22 protein-coding genes and 1 riboswitch are annotated in these 20,773 nt (G+C 39.2%); of the genes, 4 read left to right on the plus strand and 18 right to left on the minus strand.

Translation table 11 applies throughout. The annotated features are described in order from the left end of the window. Positions 1-18 precede the first annotated feature (18 nt). Positions 19-1,845, minus strand: a complete 1,827-nt coding sequence (locus CWB62_RS12350; RefSeq protein ID WP_138527546.1) for a TonB-dependent receptor domain-containing protein — start codon at positions 1,843-1,845, stop codon at positions 19-21. Positions 1,846-1,878: 33 nt separating this feature from the next. After that, positions 1,879-2,042: riboswitch (cobalamin riboswitch) on the minus strand. A gap of 175 nt (positions 2,043-2,217) precedes the next feature. Then, a complete protein-coding gene (locus CWB62_RS12355) occupies positions 2,218-2,700 on the minus strand; it encodes a YajQ family cyclic di-GMP-binding protein (RefSeq protein WP_058404965.1) in 483 nt (160 codons plus the stop codon). Positions 2,701-2,853: 153 nt separating this feature from the next. On the opposite strand from CWB62_RS12355, the gene CWB62_RS12360 reads away from it, so the two are divergent. Then, the gene (locus CWB62_RS12360) at positions 2,854-3,204 is read left to right on the plus strand and encodes a VanZ family protein (protein ID WP_058404964.1); all 351 of its coding nucleotides are present in this window, start codon (positions 2,854-2,856) and stop codon (positions 3,202-3,204) included. Continuing rightward, on the plus strand, positions 3,197-4,099 hold the full coding sequence (locus tag CWB62_RS12365) for a ketopantoate reductase family protein (RefSeq protein WP_138527545.1): 903 nt from the start codon (positions 3,197-3,199) through the stop codon (positions 4,097-4,099). The genes CWB62_RS12360 and CWB62_RS12365 overlap by 8 nt, the downstream gene beginning before the upstream one ends. Positions 4,100-4,145: 46 nt before the next feature. Here CWB62_RS12365 and thiI read toward each other — a convergent pair whose 3' ends face one another. Further along, positions 4,146-5,603, minus strand: a complete 1,458-nt coding sequence (thiI, locus tag CWB62_RS12370) for a tRNA uracil 4-sulfurtransferase ThiI (RefSeq protein WP_008129371.1) — start codon at positions 5,601-5,603, stop codon at positions 4,146-4,148. A gap of 98 nt (positions 5,604-5,701) precedes the next feature. Beyond that, a complete protein-coding gene (locus CWB62_RS12375) occupies positions 5,702-6,355 on the minus strand; it encodes a TetR/AcrR family transcriptional regulator (protein ID WP_006791540.1) in 654 nt (217 codons plus the stop codon). 323 nt (positions 6,356-6,678) lie between these two features. Between CWB62_RS12375 and coaD the strand changes: the two genes are divergently transcribed. Then, on the plus strand, positions 6,679-7,170 hold the full coding sequence (gene coaD / locus CWB62_RS12380) for a pantetheine-phosphate adenylyltransferase (RefSeq protein ID WP_138527544.1): 492 nt from the start codon (positions 6,679-6,681) through the stop codon (positions 7,168-7,170). Positions 7,171-7,230: 60 nt separating this feature from the next. Here the strand turns inward: coaD and CWB62_RS12385 are convergent, their stop codons facing one another. The 13 genes from CWB62_RS12385 to argC all read right to left on the minus strand — a co-directional run bounded on the left by CWB62_RS12385 (position 7,231) and on the right by argC (position 17,570). Beyond that, complete coding sequence (locus CWB62_RS12385; protein ID WP_138527570.1) at positions 7,231-7,716, minus strand: hypothetical protein; 486 nt, start codon at positions 7,714-7,716, stop codon at positions 7,231-7,233. A 29-nt stretch (positions 7,717-7,745) separates the two neighbouring features. Then, the gene (locus CWB62_RS12390) at positions 7,746-8,276 is read right to left on the minus strand and encodes a hypothetical protein (RefSeq protein ID WP_138527543.1); all 531 of its coding nucleotides are present in this window, start codon (positions 8,274-8,276) and stop codon (positions 7,746-7,748) included. Then, positions 8,276-8,806, minus strand: a complete 531-nt coding sequence (locus CWB62_RS12395; protein ID WP_058404958.1) for a hypothetical protein — start codon at positions 8,804-8,806, stop codon at positions 8,276-8,278. Before CWB62_RS12395 ends, CWB62_RS12390 begins: the two co-directional genes overlap by 1 nt. Continuing rightward, entirely contained in the window at positions 8,806-9,336 is a 531-nt protein-coding gene (locus tag CWB62_RS12400; protein ID WP_058404957.1) for a hypothetical protein, read from the minus strand. Before CWB62_RS12400 ends, CWB62_RS12395 begins: the two co-directional genes overlap by 1 nt. Beyond that, positions 9,336-9,869 carry a hypothetical protein gene (locus CWB62_RS12405; RefSeq protein WP_138527542.1) on the minus strand — a complete coding sequence of 178 codons (534 nt, stop codon included), beginning with the start codon at positions 9,867-9,869 and terminating at the stop codon, positions 9,336-9,338. The genes CWB62_RS12400 and CWB62_RS12405 overlap by 1 nt, the downstream gene beginning before the upstream one ends. Next, positions 9,870-10,376, minus strand: coding sequence for a hypothetical protein (locus tag CWB62_RS12410; protein ID WP_058404955.1), 507 nt, complete (start codon positions 10,374-10,376; stop codon positions 9,870-9,872). 353 nt (positions 10,377-10,729) lie between these two features. Continuing rightward, positions 10,730-11,263, minus strand: coding sequence for a hypothetical protein (locus tag CWB62_RS12415; RefSeq protein ID WP_138527541.1), 534 nt, complete (start codon positions 11,261-11,263; stop codon positions 10,730-10,732). A 16-nt stretch (positions 11,264-11,279) separates the two neighbouring features. Next, on the minus strand, positions 11,280-11,480 hold the full coding sequence (locus tag CWB62_RS12420; RefSeq protein ID WP_138527540.1) for a hypothetical protein: 201 nt from the start codon (positions 11,478-11,480) through the stop codon (positions 11,280-11,282). A 259-nt stretch (positions 11,481-11,739) separates the two neighbouring features. After that, positions 11,740-13,605, minus strand: coding sequence for an argininosuccinate lyase (argH, locus tag CWB62_RS12425; RefSeq protein ID WP_138527539.1), 1,866 nt, complete (start codon positions 13,603-13,605; stop codon positions 11,740-11,742). A gap of 48 nt (positions 13,606-13,653) precedes the next feature. After that, positions 13,654-14,856 (minus strand): argininosuccinate synthase, encoded by a 1,203-nt coding sequence (locus CWB62_RS12430; RefSeq protein ID WP_058404951.1) that lies wholly within the window; start codon positions 14,854-14,856, stop codon positions 13,654-13,656. Next, positions 14,853-15,785 carry an ornithine carbamoyltransferase gene (locus CWB62_RS12435; RefSeq protein WP_138527538.1) on the minus strand — a complete coding sequence of 311 codons (933 nt, stop codon included), beginning with the start codon at positions 15,783-15,785 and terminating at the stop codon, positions 14,853-14,855. The genes CWB62_RS12430 and CWB62_RS12435 overlap by 4 nt, the downstream gene beginning before the upstream one ends. 7 nt (positions 15,786-15,792) lie before the next feature. Beyond that, positions 15,793-16,560, minus strand: coding sequence for an acetylglutamate kinase (argB, locus tag CWB62_RS12440; RefSeq protein ID WP_138527537.1), 768 nt, complete (start codon positions 16,558-16,560; stop codon positions 15,793-15,795). Then, positions 16,560-17,570, minus strand: a complete 1,011-nt coding sequence (argC, locus tag CWB62_RS12445; RefSeq protein ID WP_138527536.1) for an N-acetyl-gamma-glutamyl-phosphate reductase — start codon at positions 17,568-17,570, stop codon at positions 16,560-16,562. The genes argB and argC overlap by 1 nt, the downstream gene beginning before the upstream one ends. Positions 17,571-17,791: 221 nt before the next feature. Between argC and argE the strand changes: the two genes are divergently transcribed. Further along, the gene (gene argE, locus CWB62_RS12450; RefSeq protein WP_138527535.1) at positions 17,792-18,937 is read left to right on the plus strand and encodes an acetylornithine deacetylase; all 1,146 of its coding nucleotides are present in this window, start codon (positions 17,792-17,794) and stop codon (positions 18,935-18,937) included. A 51-nt stretch (positions 18,938-18,988) separates the two neighbouring features. On the opposite strand, the gene panP is transcribed toward argE, so the two are convergent. Continuing rightward, the gene (panP, locus tag CWB62_RS12455; protein ID WP_058551531.1) at positions 18,989-20,617 is read right to left on the minus strand and encodes a pyridoxal-dependent aspartate 1-decarboxylase PanP; all 1,629 of its coding nucleotides are present in this window, start codon (positions 20,615-20,617) and stop codon (positions 18,989-18,991) included. Positions 20,618-20,773: the final 156 nt, after the last annotated feature.

The raw sequence follows: 20,773 nt of genomic DNA on the forward strand, positions 1-20,773 counted from the left end.
GCTTTAAATTTAGCTTATTTAAAATTGGTAATCTACACCAGCAAAAAAGCGTTGCTCTGGCGTGTTGTAGTAATACACCTGCCCCGTTGTAAAATCAGTATTTGAATCAACTGCGTTGTACTCTTTATCAAATAAGTTTTCAACACGAAGGGACACCGTAACCTCATCGTTTACTTGGTAATTACCCGCTAAATTCCAAAGCGTATAAGACCCTAATTGTGAAACAGCCCCTGCTCGCTCACCGCGATATTGCATTGCTAGGCTTGTATCAAATGCACCAAACTGTTTTGCAAGCTCCCAATTAAAGGTTCGTTTCGCAACGTTTCTAAGCGCTTCGCCAGTTTCTTTATCTTCTGCACTTAAGTAAGCAAAATTCACATTACTATCAAAGCCAAAAATTTGATTAATCAGGCTAAACTCAACACCTTCATATTGAGCCTCATTAATATTGGTGAGTGCAAAATTAGTGTCGTAAGCAATTTTATCTTCAATTTCATTTCTAAAAATAGCGACATCAACACGTGCAGTTTCAAAGTCAATGTTTAAGCCAAGCTCGCGATTTACTGACGTTTCGGGTTGAAGATTAGCATTGCCGTAAAGTGGAAAATATAAATCATTAAAAGTAGGCGCTTTAAAGCCCGTGCTTTGGCTTATTCTAAATGTAGCGTTTTCGGATAAGTGATAACCTGCCGCCGCGGTATACGTTGTTTCATTACCAAATTGCTCATCGTCATCTTGACGAATGGTTAAATTAGCAAGCAACTCATCCGCATCGTAATATGCGCCAACAAATACCGCTAATACATCGCGCTCTTGCACTTCAAACGTGGTGGAGCTTTGTGACACGTCATCGTTGTACCAATTAATACCACCACTAATGTTTAACGAATCGTTTAAACGGTATTGACCGTTATAGTCAATTTGTGAGCGCTTAGTAATAAAGGTACTCGTTGTAGGCCCTTGAGAAAAATCAACATAACGGTTGTCTGAATCATCCGTTGCAAATGCAATATCAATGCTGTGTGTTTGATTGTTATAGTCTTTATTCCAATCAGCCGAAAGCTGGTAATTTTTAAAATCACCTCGCTCAATCGTACTATCGGCAGGACTAAAACGACTGTCGTAATCAGCAAAGCCTTCACTGTATTGCCCTAGTAACTTAAAGTCGCCGTAGTGCGCATCGGTATAATTTACTTTAAAGCCAAGGTTTTTGTTTTCAAAGCCGTCTTCATCGGGGGCAACACCTTGCAGTACATCAAAGTTATCTGTTTTTTCAAACCCAGCATTAAAAGCCGTTGTCAGATCACCTGTTTTTACAGAGCCAGCAAGCTGGTAGTCTTGATATGAATCAGACCCAAACATAGCACTAACAGAAAGGTTATCTGACTCGCGCGTTATAATATTAATAACACCCGCTAGCGCATCAGAGCCATACACTGCAGCACGTGAACCTTTTATTATTTCAATGCGCTCAATACTATTTAATGGCACATTGCTTAATGCTTTTTGACCAAGCGTTGCCGAACCTGTGCGCACACCGTCTATTAAAATTAGCGTATCACCTGATCCCGTACCGCGCAGTGAAACACCGGCATTTTGACCAAAACCGCCATTAGGGTTTACCTGAAAGCCAACTTGAGACGTTAATAGCGTTGGTAAGTCGCGAACATTACTGGCTTCTATGTCATCACGAGTTATAACATTTACGCTCGCTAATACATTAGTAATTGATTGTTCAAACTTATTAGCGGTTACCGTAATGGTTTCGATTGATTGCTCTGCAGCAGATACAGATAGTGACAGCGCAGCAGTAATTGCAACGCCAAGAGTTGTTTTATTTAACATGATGTTCCCCTTCTTTGCCCACCGCAAAGAACTAAGTAAGATTACATCAAGGCCGGTCTCCGGACTCAGCAAGTACATAGCTTTATGTATTACTTTACCGTTGCGGGGGCAGTGTTGGGATTGTAGTCATCATGAAAACGCACCAACTTCCCGATTATCTTATTAAAAAAATCAAACCATTGAAAAAATTAATAAGCACCTTGAAAATAGGCCGCTATTGTGAGGAGTTTAATAAAAAATGTCAACGGACGTCTATACAGCTAAAAAAGATTTAGCATACTTAAACGAATTTAAACAGCTCATAAAAAAGCCAAATAACTATCGCGGCTATTTGGCTTATTATTTAAAGGGCGCTCAAAAAGCCCCCTATAATTAATCGCGGAAGTTTTTAAACTGAAATGGCTGACCTAAATCGGCAGTACGCACAACTTGCATAGCAGCTTGTAAGTCATCACGCTTTTTACCCGTTACGCGCACTTCTTCGCCTTGAATAGCCGCTTGCACTTTTACTTTTGAATCTTTAATAGCTTTAACTACTTTTTTAGCCATGTCTTTTTCAATACCTTGCTTAAGCGCAACGTTACGAAAAACATTTTTACCCGCACGGCTAATGTCTTGAAGCTCTAGGCTAGCTACATCCATACCACGCTTAGAAACTTTACCGGCTAAAATATCAAACAACTGCATAACCTGTGAATCAGCTTCAGCTTTAAGTTTAATTGTTTTGTCGTTTAGCTCAATAGATGCATCAACACCTCTAAAGTCAAAGCGAGTCTCAAGTTCACGGTTTGCGTTATCAACCGCATTTTGTGCTTCGTTCATTTCTACTTCAGATACAATATCAAATGAAGGCATTGGTTTTCTCCTAACTATTCAATCTTAATTTTTATGACGCAATTATAACGCTAAAACTATAAATCTTTACATTTTTCTGCATCTTGTTCAGGTGCGATACTCATTTAGTTTGATATACTCAAGTTTCTTTTTTAAGCGACTCTAGGATTTTACGTGACAAGGCGTGTTTACCAAGCAGTTTTTTTGCTCAGCATCGTGGCGTTTACTTTTTTATTTGCCAAAGAAATAAAAGGCGCAGCTAACCTATTTCCACACATTGATAAAGTAGCCCATTTTGGGATTTTTTTTGTGCTTGCCGTTATTATGGATAAAGCGTTTAAGCTTCCTTTATACGCACAAGTTTTATTATTAGCCGGTTACGGTGCATCAATTGAAATAATGCAAGATGCACTTCCCTATAGGCAAGCCTCTATTGGCGATTTTATCGCTGATTTTGCGGGTGCTGCTAGCTACTTTTTACTAAGAGTAATTTTTACTCCTCGCAAAAAGAATCCCTATGACTAACATTTTAATTATAGGTGATGGCGCTATAGGCCTATTAATGAGTCACTTTTTAAGTAAAGAAAATACGGTACATGTTTTAACACGCAAGCCAACCTGCAATACCCGTTTTTATAGCCGTACAAATGCCCCGTCACATAAAATTAATGCACGCTTTATTAATTTAGGTGAACTGGCGCAGCAACCTAGTTATGATATTGTTATTTTTACGGTTAAAGCTTTTCAGGTTCAAGACTCGTTTGCACAAGTAAAACCTTACCTAGCTAATAATTCAACACTGGTAATTTCTCATAATGGAATGGGAAATATTGAAGAACTAATGCCTCAGTTACACACTCAGCAAGCACTTTACTTTTTAACCACCAGCATGGCCGGATTTAAGTCTAATCCGTACATTGTGCAACATACCGGTGAAGGACAAAGCGTGATTGGTGGCTGTAACAACCTCGCAGTTAAAAACCCACAATGTATATCACCACTACTCCAAGCAATCCCAAACTTAAAAGTAGTTAATAACATTGAGCAGCTTCGCTTTGAAAAGCTACTGGTTAATGTGGCTATTAACCCGCTAACTGCGCTTCATAATATAAAAAATGGCCAATTACGCGTTCCTATATTTAGCGCAACTATAATGAGCTTGCTCTATGAGGGCTGCAGAGTTGCTAATGCGCAAGGATTGAATATCGCTTTAGCTGATGCATTGAATAATGCTTACACCGTAATGGCACTTACCGCTGAAAATTATTCGTCAATGCAACAAGATATTGCTAATAACAGGCCAACAGAAATAATGGCCATTTGTGGGTATATTAGCGAGCAAGGCAAACGCTACAACATTAATACCCCTACAAATAATGAGCTACTTGCTAAAATTCAGGCAAAAAAAAGCGTGGTATAAACCACGCTTTCATAAACTATTAACCCGTAACTTACTAACTTATTTCTTAAGGGCGATACACTTTAACTGTTGTAAACCCTTGCTCGTGCAAAATAAGCGCTTGCAACTGGCTCATTACACCTCTATCGCAATACAGGTAATAGTCTTTATCTTTTGGTAGATCGCCAAATTTAGTAGCTAAACGGAAAAACGGTAAGTGGATTACTTCAATACCTTCAATTTCAAGCGGCGCGGCATCTTCTTCTTCTGGTGAACGAATATCAACAACCACAGAGCCAGGCGGTAAATCGGCAACCGATTCAGCCTCTTTTAGCTCTTGCTTGGCTTCTACGTCGATATCACGAACATCCATAACACGCGCGTTATCTATAACGGTATCAAGTACATCAAAGTCGAACTTTTCTTCTTCGCCTTTAATCACGTCTATTTTTGCTTTTACCGTTGGCTTTTTAGATATAACACCACAGTATTCTGGCATAGTTTCAGCCATTTCAGCGGTACCAATTTGGCGCGCAATATTAATAATCTCTTGCTTATCGTGCTGAATAAGCGGACGTAAAATAAGCGTTTCGGTTACGCGGTCAATAACACTTAAGTTAGCCAACGTTTGGCTAGACACCTGCCCAATACTCTCACCCGTTACAAGTGCTTGAATATTTAGCTTTTCGGCCACTGCGCTACCGGCACGCATCATCATACGTTTAAGGACAACGCCCATTTGGCTGTTCTCAACGTTTTCTAAAATTTCGGCAACAACAGGTTCAAAGTCTACCGTTATAAATTTGACTTTGTGGGTAGAGCTGTACTTTTTCCATAAAAAGTAACTGGCTTGTTTAACGCCAATTTCATGGGCAGCACCACCTAAGTTGAAGAACAAAAAGTGCGTACGCGCACCTTTTCGTATCATTTGGTAGCTAGCAACACCTGAGTCAAACCCACCCGACATTAACGACAGTACATCTTCTTGAGTTGGCAAAGGGAAGCCCGCCATACCCAAATGTGTTTGCGTTACAATGTAGGCTTTGTCGTCTTTGACTTCTAGGCGAATAGTCACCTCTGGGCGGCTAAGTTTTACGCGGGCACCTTCAACGTGTTGGTTTAAACCACCACCAACGTAACGCTCTAAATCGGTTGATGTAAAGTCGTGTTGGCCTATACGTTTTGCACGTACGCAAAATGTTTTACCCGCAATTGTGTGGCCAATTAATTCAAAGGTTTTTTGATAAATTTCGTCCAAAGTACTAAATTCGACTTCGGTCACTTCAATAAATTGCACTATACCTGGAATGCGTTGCAAACCATCAATAAAGTCTAACCGAGTTTGCGCATCAGTTAATTTGGTAACAACTGAAATGTTATCCCAGTTGTTTCTTACTTGTACTTTTTCGTCAATACGACGCAATACAATTTTAATGTTATTTTCTAACACTTTAGTAAAGCGTTTACGAACCGAGCGGCTTTTGATAGCTATTTCGGGGTGTAGTTTGACGATAAATTTAAGCATAGTTCACTCTTAGACTGCGGGAATTCGCGCTCCCAGGCATTTGGCGCGCGATTATAGCAAAAATTTTAACGTCTAGGAAACAGCCAATAAATGAGGCGTTATGCTACTGCCGGTGCTTGCTGTGCAAGTGCCGTGTACTTTTCGCGAAGTTGGTTCATCTGTACGCTGCTTTTTTCTGTACTGTAAGCTCTAAATAAAGCCAATACTTTTAAAATACCATAATAAATATCTTGCTCAGCCAACGAACCACTGGGTCTTCGTGCTTTTATGTAAGGTGTCCAAAAGCTAACGGTTAATTTAAGTGTGTGTGCTAATTCGGTCACGTCTTGTTCGTCAATGGCGATCATGCCTTTATCTCGCAATCCCAAAATAACGTTACGAACTTGCTCTAGTAACTCAAGCTGAAAATCAATATACGCTTGTTTTAAGTCGGTATCTCTAGAGAGGATATCGCCAAGGTTGTCGTAAAAAAAGTGAAAACGCCACATAAGTTCAAATAGCGAGTCGAGATAAGCAGTTAAATGACTAAATGCATCGTCGTCTTTATCAATAGGCTTAAAATGTGTACTTAAATGATCACGGTAAAGCGCAAAAATATGGCGAATAATGTCTTCTTTATTTTTAAAATGATAATAAAGATTACCCGGACTCATCCCTAAGCTCGATGCAATATGATTAGTTGTTATTGCACGTTCACCATTTTCATTAAACAACGAAATACTGGTGTGTATTATTTTTTCCTTGGTATTCATATGCTAATACTCAAATAGTCTACTGGCTACATTACACTCAAATTTGGATAGGCAGTATAAACAAAATTAACAATTAAAACACTCCCCTTACAACTAGATCGTGTTGACCTTAATGGATTGAAAGTTATTCAACATAAAAGACGACTTAACCACAGCGACTAGTTTGAAACCAAAAAAGCGAGCTATAAATAGCGTTATGCCTTTACAGCATATTCTCATCCTAAATAATCACTAAAATAATACCCACTAGCTGCACCTGCGACTGGGCTGCTTTGTACTGTAAACACTGTTAAACTACGCTAAAATTATAATTTGTGAACCTTATGAACGTTACTGCAATTTACCCCGGCACTTTTGACCCACTCACTAATGGGCACACAGACCTTATACAGCGCGCTGCTAAAATGTTTGATACTGTTTTGGTTGCCGTTGCTAATAACCCAAGTAAACAGCCATGTTTTAACCTTGAAGAGCGTGTGGCGCTAGCAAACACAATATTAAGCCACCTAGATAACGTAAAAGTTATTGGTTTTTCTGGATTACTGGCCGATTTAGCACGCGATCACAATGCACACGTACTTATTCGCGGTATAAGAGCGGTGTCTGACTTTGATTATGAATTTCAATTAGCCAATATGAATCGCCGCCTAAACCCCGATCTTGAAAGTGTATTTTTAACACCGGCTGAAAAAAATTCTTTTATTTCATCTACTTTAGTTAAAGAAGTAGCGCGTCATCAGGGTGATGTAAGCGAATTTGTAGACCCTATTATTGTAAAAGCACTTAAAGATAAAGTAGGCTGTAGTGCTAATTAAGCCTAGTGAAATGCTTTACCAAAGCAAAAAATTTAGAGGTATGTAGCCTCTAGCGATACATTAAACATGTGTGGTTAGTTTTTTAGTTAACCACACCAGTTTTAATAAATCTTTATTTGTAACAAGTACAACGGCCATTGTGATATCAACAAGCGGCATTACTGACCCGTAAACTCCCCATAGCCACCAATAACCGCAATATGGGTTTACTATAAAATCAACATGCATTGCCAAAAAAAGCGTTGCGTTAACAGATAACCCCCCTACCAAGTAGTAAAAGCTAACAGGGATCACTCTCCCTAGGCTGAAACGCCAAATAATAATAGCCGCGATAGTAACCGCATCAAAAATAAATAACTGTAAATGCCTAAGTGGTGTATACATATCTATGTATAAACATAAGGTGTAAGAAACCATCATAATGAATGACAGGTAAGTTCGGCTATTATCGGTTTTATTAATAGCCGCAGACAAGTTATATAAAAAAGTGAAAACAAATAGCCACGTAGTAAAAATACCAAAAGGTTCAGCTATTGAAACCATCATCCAAAAGTAATCTTCCAAAAAACTCCCCGTTAAACAGCAACCTGTTTTTTACGATTTAGTACACTGTTTTTTAATTTAACCAAGCCTAAAATATCTTTATTGATAATAAGTACTAAAGCCATGATTAATTCGTCAAAAGGCATCAATAAACAGTATACCCCCCATAACCACCAAAATTTGTAATTCTGATTAATTCCATTATCGATATGCATGGCTAAAAAAAGCGATGCGTTAATGCATAGCCCTAAAATTAAATAGTAAAAAGCAATGGGAGGTACTTTGACAAAACAAAAACGCCAAATAAAAATAACGGCAATGGTAACTACATCAAAAGCTAACACCTGAAGGTGGACAGAGTATTGGCTTATATCTATATATAAACTCAACGTATAAGAAACCATCATAATGAATGAAAGTTGAGTTCGGCTATTATCGGTTTTATTAATAGCCGCAGACAAGTTATATAAAAAAGTGAAAACAAACAGCCAAGCAATAAAAATTCCATAAAGCTCACCGATAGAGACCATAAACCAGAAGAAGTCTTCCAATCTATTCCCCATTACATAACTGCCTGTGTTTTACGATTTAACATACTATTTTTTAATTTAACTACCCCTAAAAAATCTTTATTGGCAATAAGTACTACAGCCATAATTAAATCGACAAGTGGCATAACTGATCCGTAAACTCCCCATAACCACCAATATCCATCATATAGCTTTACAATTGATTCAATATATAGCGCCATAAAGAGAGTCGCATTTATAGTGAGACCTACTATCAAATAATAAAAGCCAATAGGGATAACCTTACCAAAGTACAGTCGCCAAATAAAAATAACGACAATAGTGACAACATCAAAGGCAAATAACTGTAAATGAACTGATGGCGTATATGCATCTATGTACAAATTCAACGAATACGAAATCATCATAATGAATGACAGTTGAGTGCGGCTATTATCAGGTTTATTAATAGCCGCAGACAAGTTATACAAAAATGTAAAAACAAATAGCCATGTAATGAGTATGCCAAAGGGCTCAGCAATTTCAGCGAGGCTAAAAAAAATGTTTTCCAAAACACTACCCATTACCTAGCCACCGGTATTTTACGATTCAGTAAAATATTTTTTAATTTGACCAACCCTAAAATATCTTTATTAGCAATAAGTACTACAGCCATTATGAAGTCAACAATAAGTGTTGAAAAGCCATAAAGCATCCACAACCACCAAAATTCGTAATTTAGATTTACCATTATATCAATATGCATGGCCATAAAAAGCGATGCGTTAATGCACAGCCCAACGATTAAATAATAAAAGCCAATAGGAATTACTTTGCCTAAGCACAACCGCCAGATAAAAATAACGGCAATAGTGACCACATCAAAGGCAAATAATTGTAGATACAGTAATGGAGTATACATGTCTATGTACAAACTCAACGTATAAGAAACCATCATAATGAATGACAGTTGAGTGCGGCTATTGTCAGGTTTATTAATAGCAGCAGACAAGTTATATAAAAATGTAAAAACAAATAACCATGTAATAAGTATGCCTAAGAGCTCGCTAATTTCAGCGAGACTCCAAAAGAAGTCCTCCAAAAAACTCCCCATTACCTAGCCACCGGTGCTTTTAGATTCAACACAACATTTTTCAATTTAACCAAACCTAAAATATCTTTGTTCATAATGAGAACTAAAGCCATTATTATATCACTAGAAACCTGTCCAATAGCATACAACCCCCAAACCCACCAATAATCATAATTAGCCAAAACAGCATAATCGTAATGCATAACCAAAAACAGCATAGCGTTAAGACTCAAACCAAGAGTAAGATAATAATATGCAATTGAGTAAGGCGCTTTGTAAAAGTGTGAAAAGGTCACGATTGCAAAAATAGCAACCACGTCAGATAGAGCAAAATCTAAATAAAACGAAGTCGTAATAATTACTTGCGCTTTTCCCATTATTAAGGTCAGCGTATAAGACACCATCATTATTAAAGACAGGAACATAGCGCTTCTGTTTTTAACATTTATGCTTATTGTTAAATTATAAAGAAATGCAAAAGCAAAAAGCCATGTGATAAAAATACTCAAATGGGCGTTGATTGAACCAAGTATTAATGTTGCATGTTCAAGCATTTATACACTTCGACTCAATTTTTTATATATGCATAATTTTGCTTTAACTAAACCTAAGAAATCTTTTTTAATGAAAAAAACAGCAACCATAGCAAAGTCGTTAAAGTTAACTAGCCAAGAATAAACTATTGTAAAAAGCCAAGGCTCGTAGTTGTTATAAACCACAGTATCTAAATGCATTCCTAAAAATAGGATGGCATTCACTGAGAGTCCCACTAATAAATAGGCAAATATAAGCCTCTCTTTAATAATTAAATTAAGTACCACTAGGGCAAAAATAGTGGCCATATCAAAATAAAAAAAATCGAGGTACAGTACTGTTTGAATATCTATAAAAAGGCTTGAGAGATATGAAACAGTCATCACTAGCGATAACCAAACACGCTTTTTGTCAGGCTTATTAATGCTAGAAACGAATGAGTACAAAAAAGCCATTAAAAAACCCCACTGCACCAATGCCCCAATATAAAAACTTACATCTGGACTTAATACTAGGTCATCTAACATGGCAATCGCTTACATAGTAAGAGCCGACAGTTCTGGCCGGTAAGTACATATTTAATTGGATGGGTTTATATATGCTTAAAACCAAGTAGGACAAAAAAGACATTAAAAAATACCCCATTGTACTAATGCGCTAATTTACGTAGATAGTTGGGGCTAGTTTTAAAGCGTTTCATGATTTTGTTGTTTACCAAATTTAAGGAGTATGCTTTTATTTTACAGTCTAAAGCTGAGTGACAGTAGATTAATACTTTATAATGGCTGGTAGTCGTACCATAGTCACTTGGAGGAAAGTTACCGCACTTTGATGTATGCTTTGACGTTTTTTCATCGCAAAAATAAAAATGAATTTTAAGCTAGGGCTCTTTTGGATTAGCGCTTGGATTTAGTAATGTTCTGATTACATTTTTAAGTTTATGCAGCCCTAAAATATCTCTATCAACTATTAATGCAACAATCATAATGATGTCTATTGAGTTCACAGTATACATGTAAACCTCCCAAAACCACCAATGATATTTATTGCCATAAATGTCAGTGTCTAAATGCATTAATAAGAAGAAGATGCTATTTATGCTGAGACCTATCAACAAATATAAGAACGATGGAGTGGTTTTTTTTACAAATTTATAAACAATTGTAAGGGCTGTTATCGTGGCGATATCATACAGGGCAAAATTTAAGTTGAGTGAATTTTTAATTGAAAGCCATGTAAAAAAGTAATCTGATAAGGAGTATGAACACATCATAACAAAAGAACTGAGTAACAGGGTTGTGCCTCTTTTCACATCCAGTGAATAAACAAATACATTAAAAAAGAAGGCCATTAAAAACCCCCACATAAAAAATGCGGAGAGAGAAAACAACCCAAATAACTCTTGTAAAAACATTTAACGCCTTAAGTTATCACTTTGGTTTAATCATGTCAGGTGGAAGAGTAGCAGCACGGCTTAAATCAGCACTGGCCGCACTTAAACCTTCTTGCGAGAAACTTACTGTATCAGATTGTAGGGTTTTAGTGCTAGTAGTTTGTTCAGCCGCAGGCTGTAATTGTTGTGTTTTGTTGTATGCTTGCATTTGCACTTGGCTGTTAGCTGAAATTTGCATGTAATTGATCCTTATAAAAGTTTAAATTTAATTGGCGTAAAACTAAATCACACCATTGTGTAGGTATATGCACTACTCATGGTGGTAGTTGCTATTTTATAACTACGTAACCAATAGCAAGCTATATACCAACTTTTATTTAAATTTTATTTTTAAGTAAATTACTGGTAATTGAAACAATCAAAACACATCCGACCAGACAAGCTCAGACATAAAAAAACGCACAGGGGTAACCGTACGTTTTTTGTATCCAGGGAGTTTAAGCCACGAATTTAAACGGGATCGCCGCTTTGTTACTTGGCTTTAAAATATATTCCATTGCCACTTCGTCACAGTTTTCTTTACGAAGGCACAATTCACAATCTTTCATCACTTTTTCAGGCAAGCTGTCTTTACTGCAAAAAATAAAATCTTGTTTTTCAAAAAAGTCTGGCACGCGAGTAAGTACAATTACGCGATTAAGTGCCAATTTTTTGGCTTTTATTAGCAAATGGTCAACTAATTGCCGCCCTTGCCCAGTCACCGCACTTTGCGGGTCAATACCCAAAGAGCGTATCTCTGCAAGGCCTGTATCGTATATATACAGCGATGCACAGCCCGACACCTTGCCGTCTATTTCGGTTACAGCAAATTCATTAATTGAATGCACCATATCACTTTTTGCACGCGGCAAATTTTCGCCGACGGTTGCCCAATGTTGGATAAGCTTTGCAATCGATTCAACGTCGTCTAGGTTGGCATCACGAACCGTTATCTGCTGTTTTTTTTTGGCTGCTTTAATTGCGCTAGTGACTTGCTCAATAGAGGTACCGCCAATTGCTTGACGCGCTTTAATACAGGCGTCTATTTCAAGTACCGGATATACGTCGTCTTCAAATACATCATTTACTGATTTATATTGCTCAAGTGAGAGCTCCTCAAGCGTTTTATCCTCACTTATTGCAAGCTGTACTAACACCCCGACAATATGATGGCCTTCCCTAAAAGGTACCCCTTTAGCCACTAAGTAATCAGCCAACTCGGTTGCATTTGCATGGCCACCTTTTGCCGCAGCCAATGTACGCTCACCTTTTACTTTTACGCCTTTAATACACGCTTGTGCCATATGAATACAGGCAAGCCATGTTGGCATCGCATCAAAAATGCCTTCTTTGTCTTCTTGCATATCTTTGTTATAAGCAAGTGGTAATGCTTTAAGGGTCATCATCATGGCGCTAAAGGCACCAAATACACGGCCTGTTTTACCACGAATAAGCTCAAGTGCATCTGGGTTCTTTTTTTGCGGCATTAAAGACGAGCCAGACGTAACATTGTCGGCAAGCTCAATAAAGCCCGCTTCACCTGAGTTATAAAAAATTAAATCTTCAGACATACGCGATAAATGAATCATTGAAATTGAAGCACAACTTAATAACTCAACAACAAAATCACGGTCTGAAACGCCATCCAAGCTATTTTTTGTTGCTCCTGTGAAACCTAACCCTTGTGCAAGTGTTTGGCGGTCAATTGGGTAAGCAGTGCCAGCCAACGCGCCACTGCCTAGCGGACAATAGTTCATACGGGCTTTAGCGTCTTGCAAACGGCTTTCGTCGCGTTCTAACATTTCAACATACGCCATACACCAGTGGCTAAATAGTACGGGTTGTGCACGTTGTAAATGGGTATAACCTGGTAAAATAGTCCCCAGTTCACGTTCGGCTAACGCAATAAATTCAGCTTTTAATTGCGCAATGGCTTTTAAAATATGATCGGCAGTATCACGGCACCATAATCTAAAGTCGGTGGCCACTTGGTCATTTCGACTTCGGCCTGTGTGTAACTTTTTAGCTAGGTCACCCACTTTTTCGATTAAAGCGGCTTCAACATGTGAATGAATATCTTCAGCACCTGAGGTAGCTACAGCGGTTGGATCTGCTTTTACCTCTTCGAGTAACTCGTATAATGCCGATACTAATTCTTTGTGCTCATCGCTTGATAACACGTTCACTTGTTCAAGTGCGCCAGCCCATGCCACAGAGCCAATAATATCTTGCTCTGCTAATTGGTAGTCAAATGGAAGAGAGTCGTTAAATTGCTTAAACGCCTCGTCTGGACCCGTAGAGAAACGTCCGCCCCATAATGCCATGAAATATCTCCAAACCCTGTAATGCCCCTTTTACAAGGGGCGTAAAATTTACTTTTTAGACAACGCCGAAATTCTGCTTGAAAGCGAGAACAAACGAATAAAGCCTTCAGCATGTGATTGGTCATACACATCGTCTTCGCCAAAGGTTGCAAAGTCTTCGCTGTATAGGCTGTTAGGTGATTTTTTCTGAACCGCAGTCACTTGGCCTTTATAAAGCTTAAGTACCACTTCGCCCGTTGCTAGTGTAGACAGCGCTTCTGCACCGGCTAAAATAGAATCTTTAAGTGGCGTAAACCAACGTCCGTCGTACACTAAGTGCGAAAATTCGCCGCCTAATACTTCTTTCCACTTACGGCTTGATTTATCAAGTACCAGCTCGTCTATTGCTTGAAGCGCCGCCATGATCACAGTACCACCTGGGGTTTCGTAACAACCGCGTGATTTCATACCGACTAAACGGTTTTCGACTATATCTACACGGCCAACACCATGCGGTGATGCAATGTCGTTTAATTTAACTAAACAATCATAAGGTTTAAGCTCTTCGCCATTTACAGCAACCACTTCACCTTCAACTACTTTTAATGTTACAAGTTCGGCTTTATCTGGGGCTTGCTCTGGAGAGTTTGTCCAGGTCCATACTTGATCGCTAGGCTCACACCATGGATCTTCAAGCTCGCCACCTTCGTGCGAAATATGCCATGCGTTTGCATCACGGCTGTAAATTTTTGTTGCAGAGGCAGAGCACGGAATATCACGCTCGGCTAAGTAATCTAATAGTGATTCACGGCTTGATAAGTCCCACTCACGCCATGGCGCAATAACTTTTAGCTCAGGTGCAAGCGCTGCAAAACACGATTCAAAACGTACTTGGTCGTTACCTTTACCCGTACAACCATGTGAAAGTGCATCAGCCCCAACTTTACGTGCAATCTCTACTTGCGCCTTAGCAATAATTGGGCGCGCCATAGACGTACCAAGTAAATACGTACCTTCGTAAATAGAACCCGTTTTAAGCGTTGGGTAAATGTAGTCACTTACCATTTCGTCTTTTAAGTCAACTACGTAACACTCAGATGCGCCCGAAGCAATCGCTTTTGCCTCTACACCTTCAAGCTCTTCTGCGCCTTGGCCTACATCGGCAACAAACGCGATTACCTCACAACCGTAGTTTTCTTTTAACCATGGCACGATAGCCGATGTATCTAGACCACCTGAATAGGCTAAAACGACTTTTTTAATTGAACTCATAGGTGTTCCTTAACAAAATTTGGATTTAGTAATGTAACTAGCAGAGCATTTTGCGCATGCATGCGATTTTCTGCTTGTTGAATAATTTTAGATGCTGGGCCATCCATTACCTCAGAAGTAATTTCAAACTCACGGTGTGCCGGTTGACAATGTAATACCGTAGTCGCCCCAGTTTGATCTAGCAATGCTTGGTTTAGCTGATAAGGCATGTATTTTTCTTTAACTTGCTCAAGCGGGGTATCGTCCCCCATTGAAACCCATGTATCGGCGTAAACAACGTTTGCGCCAACTGCCGCTTCTACACGGTCACTTACCATGACAGATGCGCCATTCATTGCTGCGATTTGCTCAGCCTTTTTAAGAATTTGCGAATCAGGCGAACACCCTTTTGGCGTTACCGCTACAAAATCGGTGCCCAGTGTTGCGGCAAGTAACATAAGTGAATGGGTCACATTGTTACCCTCGCCGAGGTAAGCCACTTTAAGTTCGCTCACATCGCCATGCACTTCTTGAAGGGTTAAAAAATCTGCCAGTGCTTGGCACGGGTGGTACAAGTCACATAAGCTATTAATCACAGGCACAGAGGAGTATTCACCTAACGTTGTTAATGTGATGTGCTGATTAACACGCGCTACAATACCATCTGCCCATGTAGAAATATTTAGTGCAAAATCTTTTACCGATTCACGTGCGCCCATAGCGCCATTTTGCTGATCTAAATAAACCGCATGACCACCTAAACGATTAATACCAATATCAAACGATAAACGTGTACGTAGGCTTTGCTTTTCAAAAAGTGTAACAACTGACTTACCCGCTAGTACTTGGCTGTATTTCTCGGGATTTGCTTTTAAATCACGCGCTAGCTTTAATAAATTAAGTGCGCCTTGTTGGTCTAACTCTAGACCCGTTAAAAAATTCTCTAACATGGTAACCCTATGGTGTAATCTTTGTTCCGACATGCTCGCCTTGCAGCAAAACAGTTAAATTTTCTGGCTTTTGCCAGCTGGAAATATACACACCGCGTCGTAAGTGTAGGGCAGCGTGAAGACTGGTCTTAACTTTGACCTCCATCCCGCCCACAATTACTCCCTCTGCAATTAAAGTCTCAATGTGTTTTGTGTCAAGGTAATGTAACGGCTGCTTATTAGCGTCAAGTACGGCCTCTACATCGGTCATAAAAATAAGCTCTGCATTTAAATTATTAGCAATAGCGGCCGCAGCCTCGTCAGCATTAACGTTGTACCAAAGTCCTTGTTCATCAAATCCTATTGAGCTAACAATAGCTAGGCGCCCGACGTTTAGTAAATCGTTAATAATAGAGTCATCGTTGCTTTCGCACTTACCTACTAAACACAATGCTTTGAGCTTTTGCGATGCAGTTACGCCTGCTTCATAAAGGCTTAAGCCAACAGGCTTGTGGCCAGCAGAAATAGCTTGAGCCATTAGCTGCTTGTTTGCACACCCTGCAAGTGCACCGACTATATGCGGCATTTGTTCAGCAGGGCTAATACGTAAACCTTGATGTTTAGCACTAACAAAACCTGCCTCTTTTAACCATGTATCGACTAATGCCCCACCACCATGCACAATTACAAAGTTATGGTTTGGCTGATTAGATAACACTTCAAATAACGCGTGAGCTGCATTTTCAGTATTAAGTACAGCACCGCCAAGCTTAATAACCCACGTTTTTTTACTCATTAAAACGCTCCTTTTAAGCCTGTGGTATGGTTTAAACCCATAGATAAATTAATACATTGCAGAGCTTGCCCCGCAGCACCTTTAAGTAGGTTATCGATTGCCGCAACAACAATTAATTGCGAGCCTTGCTGTTGCCACCCAATATCAACGTATGGCTGCTTTGCAACCCCTTTGATTGATGGAATTTTATTGCCTAACAAACGAATTAAAGGCTCTTTTGAAAGCACATCATAAGCCGTTGCTACTTGCTCACTTGTCACCTCAGGTTTTAGTTGCACGTAAATCGTTTCTAAAATACCGCGAGTAAAGTTACCTAAATGAGGTGTAAATAAAACCTTATGGCCCAGGTGCTGTTCTATTTCTGGTCCGTGACGGTGGTTAAATAAACCATATGGCGCTAGCGATACTTCACAAAAATGAGTACCTACACTGGCTTTACGCCCTGCGCCGGTAACACCCGATACTGCATTAATAATAATAGGTTGTTCGCTCAGTAAGCCTGCGAGCTGTAGTGGCTTTAACGCATTCAGTGCCGCTGTAGGGTAACAACCCGCAACAGCCACTAACTTTGCATTTGCAATTGCATTGCTATTCCACTCTGCTAAACCGTATGCAGATTCATTTAGCAGCTCAGGGTGGTTATGTTCAAAGCCATAATAAGTAACGTAATCGTCATTACTTGCTAGGCGGTAACCACCCGATAGGTCAAACACCTTTTTGCCCATCGCTAAAAATTGCGGCGCTAAATCTACACTGACTTTATGGTCGGTACACAGGCATACGTAATCTGCATTCGCGTTAATGTCGTCAAACGCTGATTTTGTAAGAGGAAGTAAAGGAATATCAAGTAAGCCTAAGTGTTCTGGGTATAAATCACTCAGTAATTTATGTTTGTCTAGGCTACCTTCAGATACATAACAACCTGATAAAGTTAAATTTGGGTGTTTAGCAATAAGGCTTGCTAGTTCTGCGCCGCTGTAACCACTTGCGCCAATAATCACTACATTCATTATTTACTCGTTATCTTAAAATTTATTACTACTTACTTATGTGTTCGCTTACACTAGCTTAGGTGCTAATTAAGTCTTATTTATTAATGAATTTTGATTATCGTCGCATTATCTTCATGGTGTTACTTAATATATTTATGCTTAAAAAGTGAATTGATATTCATCATAAATACTTTTATATTGTTATGCAATTAAATTGAATAATTATTTTGGGAATTTTTATGTCTCTGCCTTCGTTTATTTCTATGTATCAGCAATTAATTGCAGCCCCTTCTATTAGTGCGATTGAAGACAGTCAATGTATGAGCAATAAAAGTGTTATCGAGTTACTTGCACAATGGTGTGAAACTCTTGGCTTTACGTGTGAAATAATAGAACTTGAAGGTAAAAAAGGGCGTTATAACTTATTAGCAAAACGCGGCATTGGCGATGGCGGTTTAATGCTTGCTGGGCATACCGATACAGTACCGTTTGATGATAGCCGCTGGAATCATAATCCGTTTAAATTAACCGAACTCAATAACAAACTCTATGGTTTAGGCAGCATTGATATGAAAGGATTTTTTGCTTTTGTGCTGCAAGCTATAAGCGAGTTAGATGAAAAACAACAAACGCAACCTATTTTAATACTTGCTACCGCCGATGAAGAAACAACAATGGCAGGTGCTCAACAAATTTGTCAGCACCCAAATTTAAAACCAGCGCGCTGTATTATTGGTGAACCCACTGATATGACACCGGTATTTACACATAAAGGCCATATGAGTACAGCTATAAGGGTCGTTGGTCGCTCTGGGCATAGCTCCGATCCCGAACGTGGTCTAAACGCCATTGAAGTTATGCATAAAGTGACTTCAAAATTACTGATCTTGAAAGAGCAATTAAAGAATAAGTATTCACTAAATCACTTTAAAATACCTTACCCTACTTTAAATTTAGGTAATATTCATGGTGGCGACAACGCAAATAGAATATGTGGTTGTTGTGAAATGCATATTGATATGCGCCCACTGCCAGGGCTTAGCGTGCAAGAGTTGCAAGCTTTGCTTCTTGATGCAACAAAAGAGATTAACGAACAATATCCTAACTCAGTGAGTGTAATTGACCTACACGAGCCAATACCGGCATTTACAGGCCATACCGACAGTGCGCTAGTTCAACTTGCAGAAAAAATAGCAGGCCAAAAAGCCATTGCTGTTAATTACTGTACAGAAGCCCCGTTTATTCAACAATTAGGCTGTGAAACCATTGTTATGGGGCCGGGTTCAATCAACCAAGCGCACCAACCTGACGAATTTTTAGCAATGGAAAAAATAAAGCCCTCACAGCACATCATTAGCAATATTATAAAAGCCTGTTGCTTTTAACTAAGCAAAAAAAGACGCGAAATAGCGTCTTTTTTATAAATGCGGCATTTACTATTTCATGTATTTGCTTAAATACTTTTTAAATACAGGGTCTGTTTTAGCAAGCTCTTTTTGCTCAGCTAATATCTCTTTTAAAATCACACCCGAGGTTAGCGGGTTAGCCAGTACAACCCTAAACACAACCGTAGGTTGATTATCGTATTGAGCTGGGGTCAAACGAGTACGCGACACAAACGATCGACCTGACTCACGCTGGCGTTTTTGCATACTGGCTGTAAAACGATTTAGTGAGGCAAAAATATCAATCCGTGTTTTTTCATCTGCCTCAGCAATCGCTTGTTTTATTTGTTTAGGCACATAGCGATAAGTAAGCAAGCACAGTTCAGGTTCTGAAATAAGCTCGAAATCTTCATCTGCTTTGATTAAATCAGCAAAGTATTTTGCTTTTTTAATGCTTCTATCGATTAGCATTTCATAGCCTTTACGGCCAATAACACGTAAGCAAGCATGCACTAACATAGCCATACCTGGGCGGCTACCTTCGAGTGTGTGGCTACCTAAATCTTTAGAGCCCTTACGCAATATATACTCAGCATGGTGTTCTATTGCATCGGTTGCTGCTGGGTCTTTAAATAACACCAAACCAGCCCCCATAGGTACATACATTTGTTTGTGGGCATCAATTGTTATTGAGTCTGCTCGCTCAATACCATTCAACAAAGGACGGTACGTGTTCGATAACAACGTTGCTCCGCCCCATGCTGCATCAACATGAAAATGACAGTTAATTTCTTGCGCTAAATCAGCCATTTCGTTAAGCGGATCGATATTACCGGTTTCGGTTGTACCTGCAACACCAATAATTGCCATTACTTTAATGCCTTTAGACTCTAGCTCGCGAGCTTTATCTCGCATGGCATTTACATCGACTTTATTGTCATCCGTTGTTTTTATACCAATTAAGTTGTCGCGCCCTAGCCCTAATAAATCAACCGATTTCCCTAGTGAGTAATGGCCTCGCTCTGAAATTAAAACCGCGAGCCCTTTATACCCATAATGAAGCATACCAGCCACTAGCCCTTGGGCTGCAATACCTGTGAACTCGCCATCTGGTTTTAATAAACGATTTCGAGCAATCCAAAGCGCAGTAATGTTTGCAACCGTGCCACCAGAGCAAAATGCGCCAAGTGAGGTTTTAGCGCTGTGCATCCATTTAGAATAGAACGCATCATTTTGGCCATAGGCTAAATGATGCATCATACCAAGTACTTGGCGCTCTAAGGGGGTAAATGCCTTGGATGTCTCTATTTTTACTAAATTTTGATTTAGTCCCACCATCAATTTTGATAGAGGTAATAAAAAATGTGGCAGTGCAGAGGTCATATGGCCAATAAAACTTGGTGCAGCAGTATGCACAGAATGCGCAACAAGCTGCTCCATTATGTCTTGAGCATAAGCAGATACAAATGTTGGATCTTCCGGGATCACCGCAGATTGAAAGTCTTTTTCAATTTCATGTAAGGGTTTTTCAATTGCCGCTATATTTTCGTTTAAAAACCCTGCTAAATTACTCGAAATTTCAAGCTCTATTTTGCTTAAAGTTGAGTCAGGCGCTTCAGGTACAGTAAATATACGCTTAAGGCTTTCTTTAGAGGCGACGGCACAACGCTTTTGATCCATCTTAATACCTAGTGTGTGTGTTGCTAAAACACCTGTTTAACTAGTAAAAACGCCCAATTATGGCGGTAAGTTAAGCAATAGTGTTTCTAAATAATTGCGCTAACTGTACTGCAATATAAGTAAAATGTCTCGTTAAAAGCCTTAAAAGCAACAACA

This window comes from Pseudoalteromonas sp. S408 (assembly GCF_005886645.1).
Taxonomy (GTDB): Bacteria; Pseudomonadota; Gammaproteobacteria; order Enterobacterales; family Alteromonadaceae; genus Pseudoalteromonas.

Coding starts and splice junctions, on each gene's coding strand:
- CWB62_RS12350 (WP_138527546.1), bottom strand. CDS start 1,845: ATGTTAAATAAAACAACTCTTGGCGTTGCAATTACTGCTGCGCTGTCA.
- CWB62_RS12355 (WP_058404965.1), bottom strand. CDS start 2,700: ATGCCTTCATTTGATATTGTATCTGAAGTAGAAATGAACGAAGCACAA.
- CWB62_RS12365 (WP_138527545.1), top strand. CDS start 3,197: ATGACTAACATTTTAATTATAGGTGATGGCGCTATAGGCCTATTAATG.
- thiI (WP_008129371.1), bottom strand. CDS start 5,603: ATGCTTAAATTTATCGTCAAACTACACCCCGAAATAGCTATCAAAAGC.
- CWB62_RS12375 (WP_006791540.1), bottom strand. CDS start 6,355: ATGAATACCAAGGAAAAAATAATACACACCAGTATTTCGTTGTTTAAT.
- coaD (WP_138527544.1), top strand. CDS start 6,679: ATGAACGTTACTGCAATTTACCCCGGCACTTTTGACCCACTCACTAAT.
- CWB62_RS12385 (WP_138527570.1), bottom strand. CDS start 7,716: ATGATGGTTTCAATAGCTGAACCTTTTGGTATTTTTACTACGTGGCTA.
- CWB62_RS12390 (WP_138527543.1), bottom strand. CDS start 8,276: ATGGGGAATAGATTGGAAGACTTCTTCTGGTTTATGGTCTCTATCGGT.
- CWB62_RS12395 (WP_058404958.1), bottom strand. CDS start 8,806: ATGGGTAGTGTTTTGGAAAACATTTTTTTTAGCCTCGCTGAAATTGCT.
- CWB62_RS12400 (WP_058404957.1), bottom strand. CDS start 9,336: ATGGGGAGTTTTTTGGAGGACTTCTTTTGGAGTCTCGCTGAAATTAGC.
- CWB62_RS12405 (WP_138527542.1), bottom strand. CDS start 9,869: ATGCTTGAACATGCAACATTAATACTTGGTTCAATCAACGCCCATTTG.
- CWB62_RS12410 (WP_058404955.1), bottom strand. CDS start 10,376: ATGTTAGATGACCTAGTATTAAGTCCAGATGTAAGTTTTTATATTGGG.
- CWB62_RS12415 (WP_138527541.1), bottom strand. CDS start 11,263: ATGTTTTTACAAGAGTTATTTGGGTTGTTTTCTCTCTCCGCATTTTTT.
- CWB62_RS12420 (WP_138527540.1), bottom strand. CDS start 11,480: ATGCAAATTTCAGCTAACAGCCAAGTGCAAATGCAAGCATACAACAAA.
- argH (WP_138527539.1), bottom strand. CDS start 13,605: ATGGCATTATGGGGCGGACGTTTCTCTACGGGTCCAGACGAGGCGTTT.
- CWB62_RS12430 (WP_058404951.1), bottom strand. CDS start 14,856: ATGAGTTCAATTAAAAAAGTCGTTTTAGCCTATTCAGGTGGTCTAGAT.
- CWB62_RS12435 (WP_138527538.1), bottom strand. CDS start 15,785: ATGTTAGAGAATTTTTTAACGGGTCTAGAGTTAGACCAACAAGGCGCA.
- argB (WP_138527537.1), bottom strand. CDS start 16,560: ATGAGTAAAAAAACGTGGGTTATTAAGCTTGGCGGTGCTGTACTTAAT.
- argC (WP_138527536.1), bottom strand. CDS start 17,570: ATGAATGTAGTGATTATTGGCGCAAGTGGTTACAGCGGCGCAGAACTA.
- argE (WP_138527535.1), top strand. CDS start 17,792: ATGTCTCTGCCTTCGTTTATTTCTATGTATCAGCAATTAATTGCAGCC.
- panP (WP_058551531.1), bottom strand. CDS start 20,617: ATGGATCAAAAGCGTTGTGCCGTCGCCTCTAAAGAAAGCCTTAAGCGT.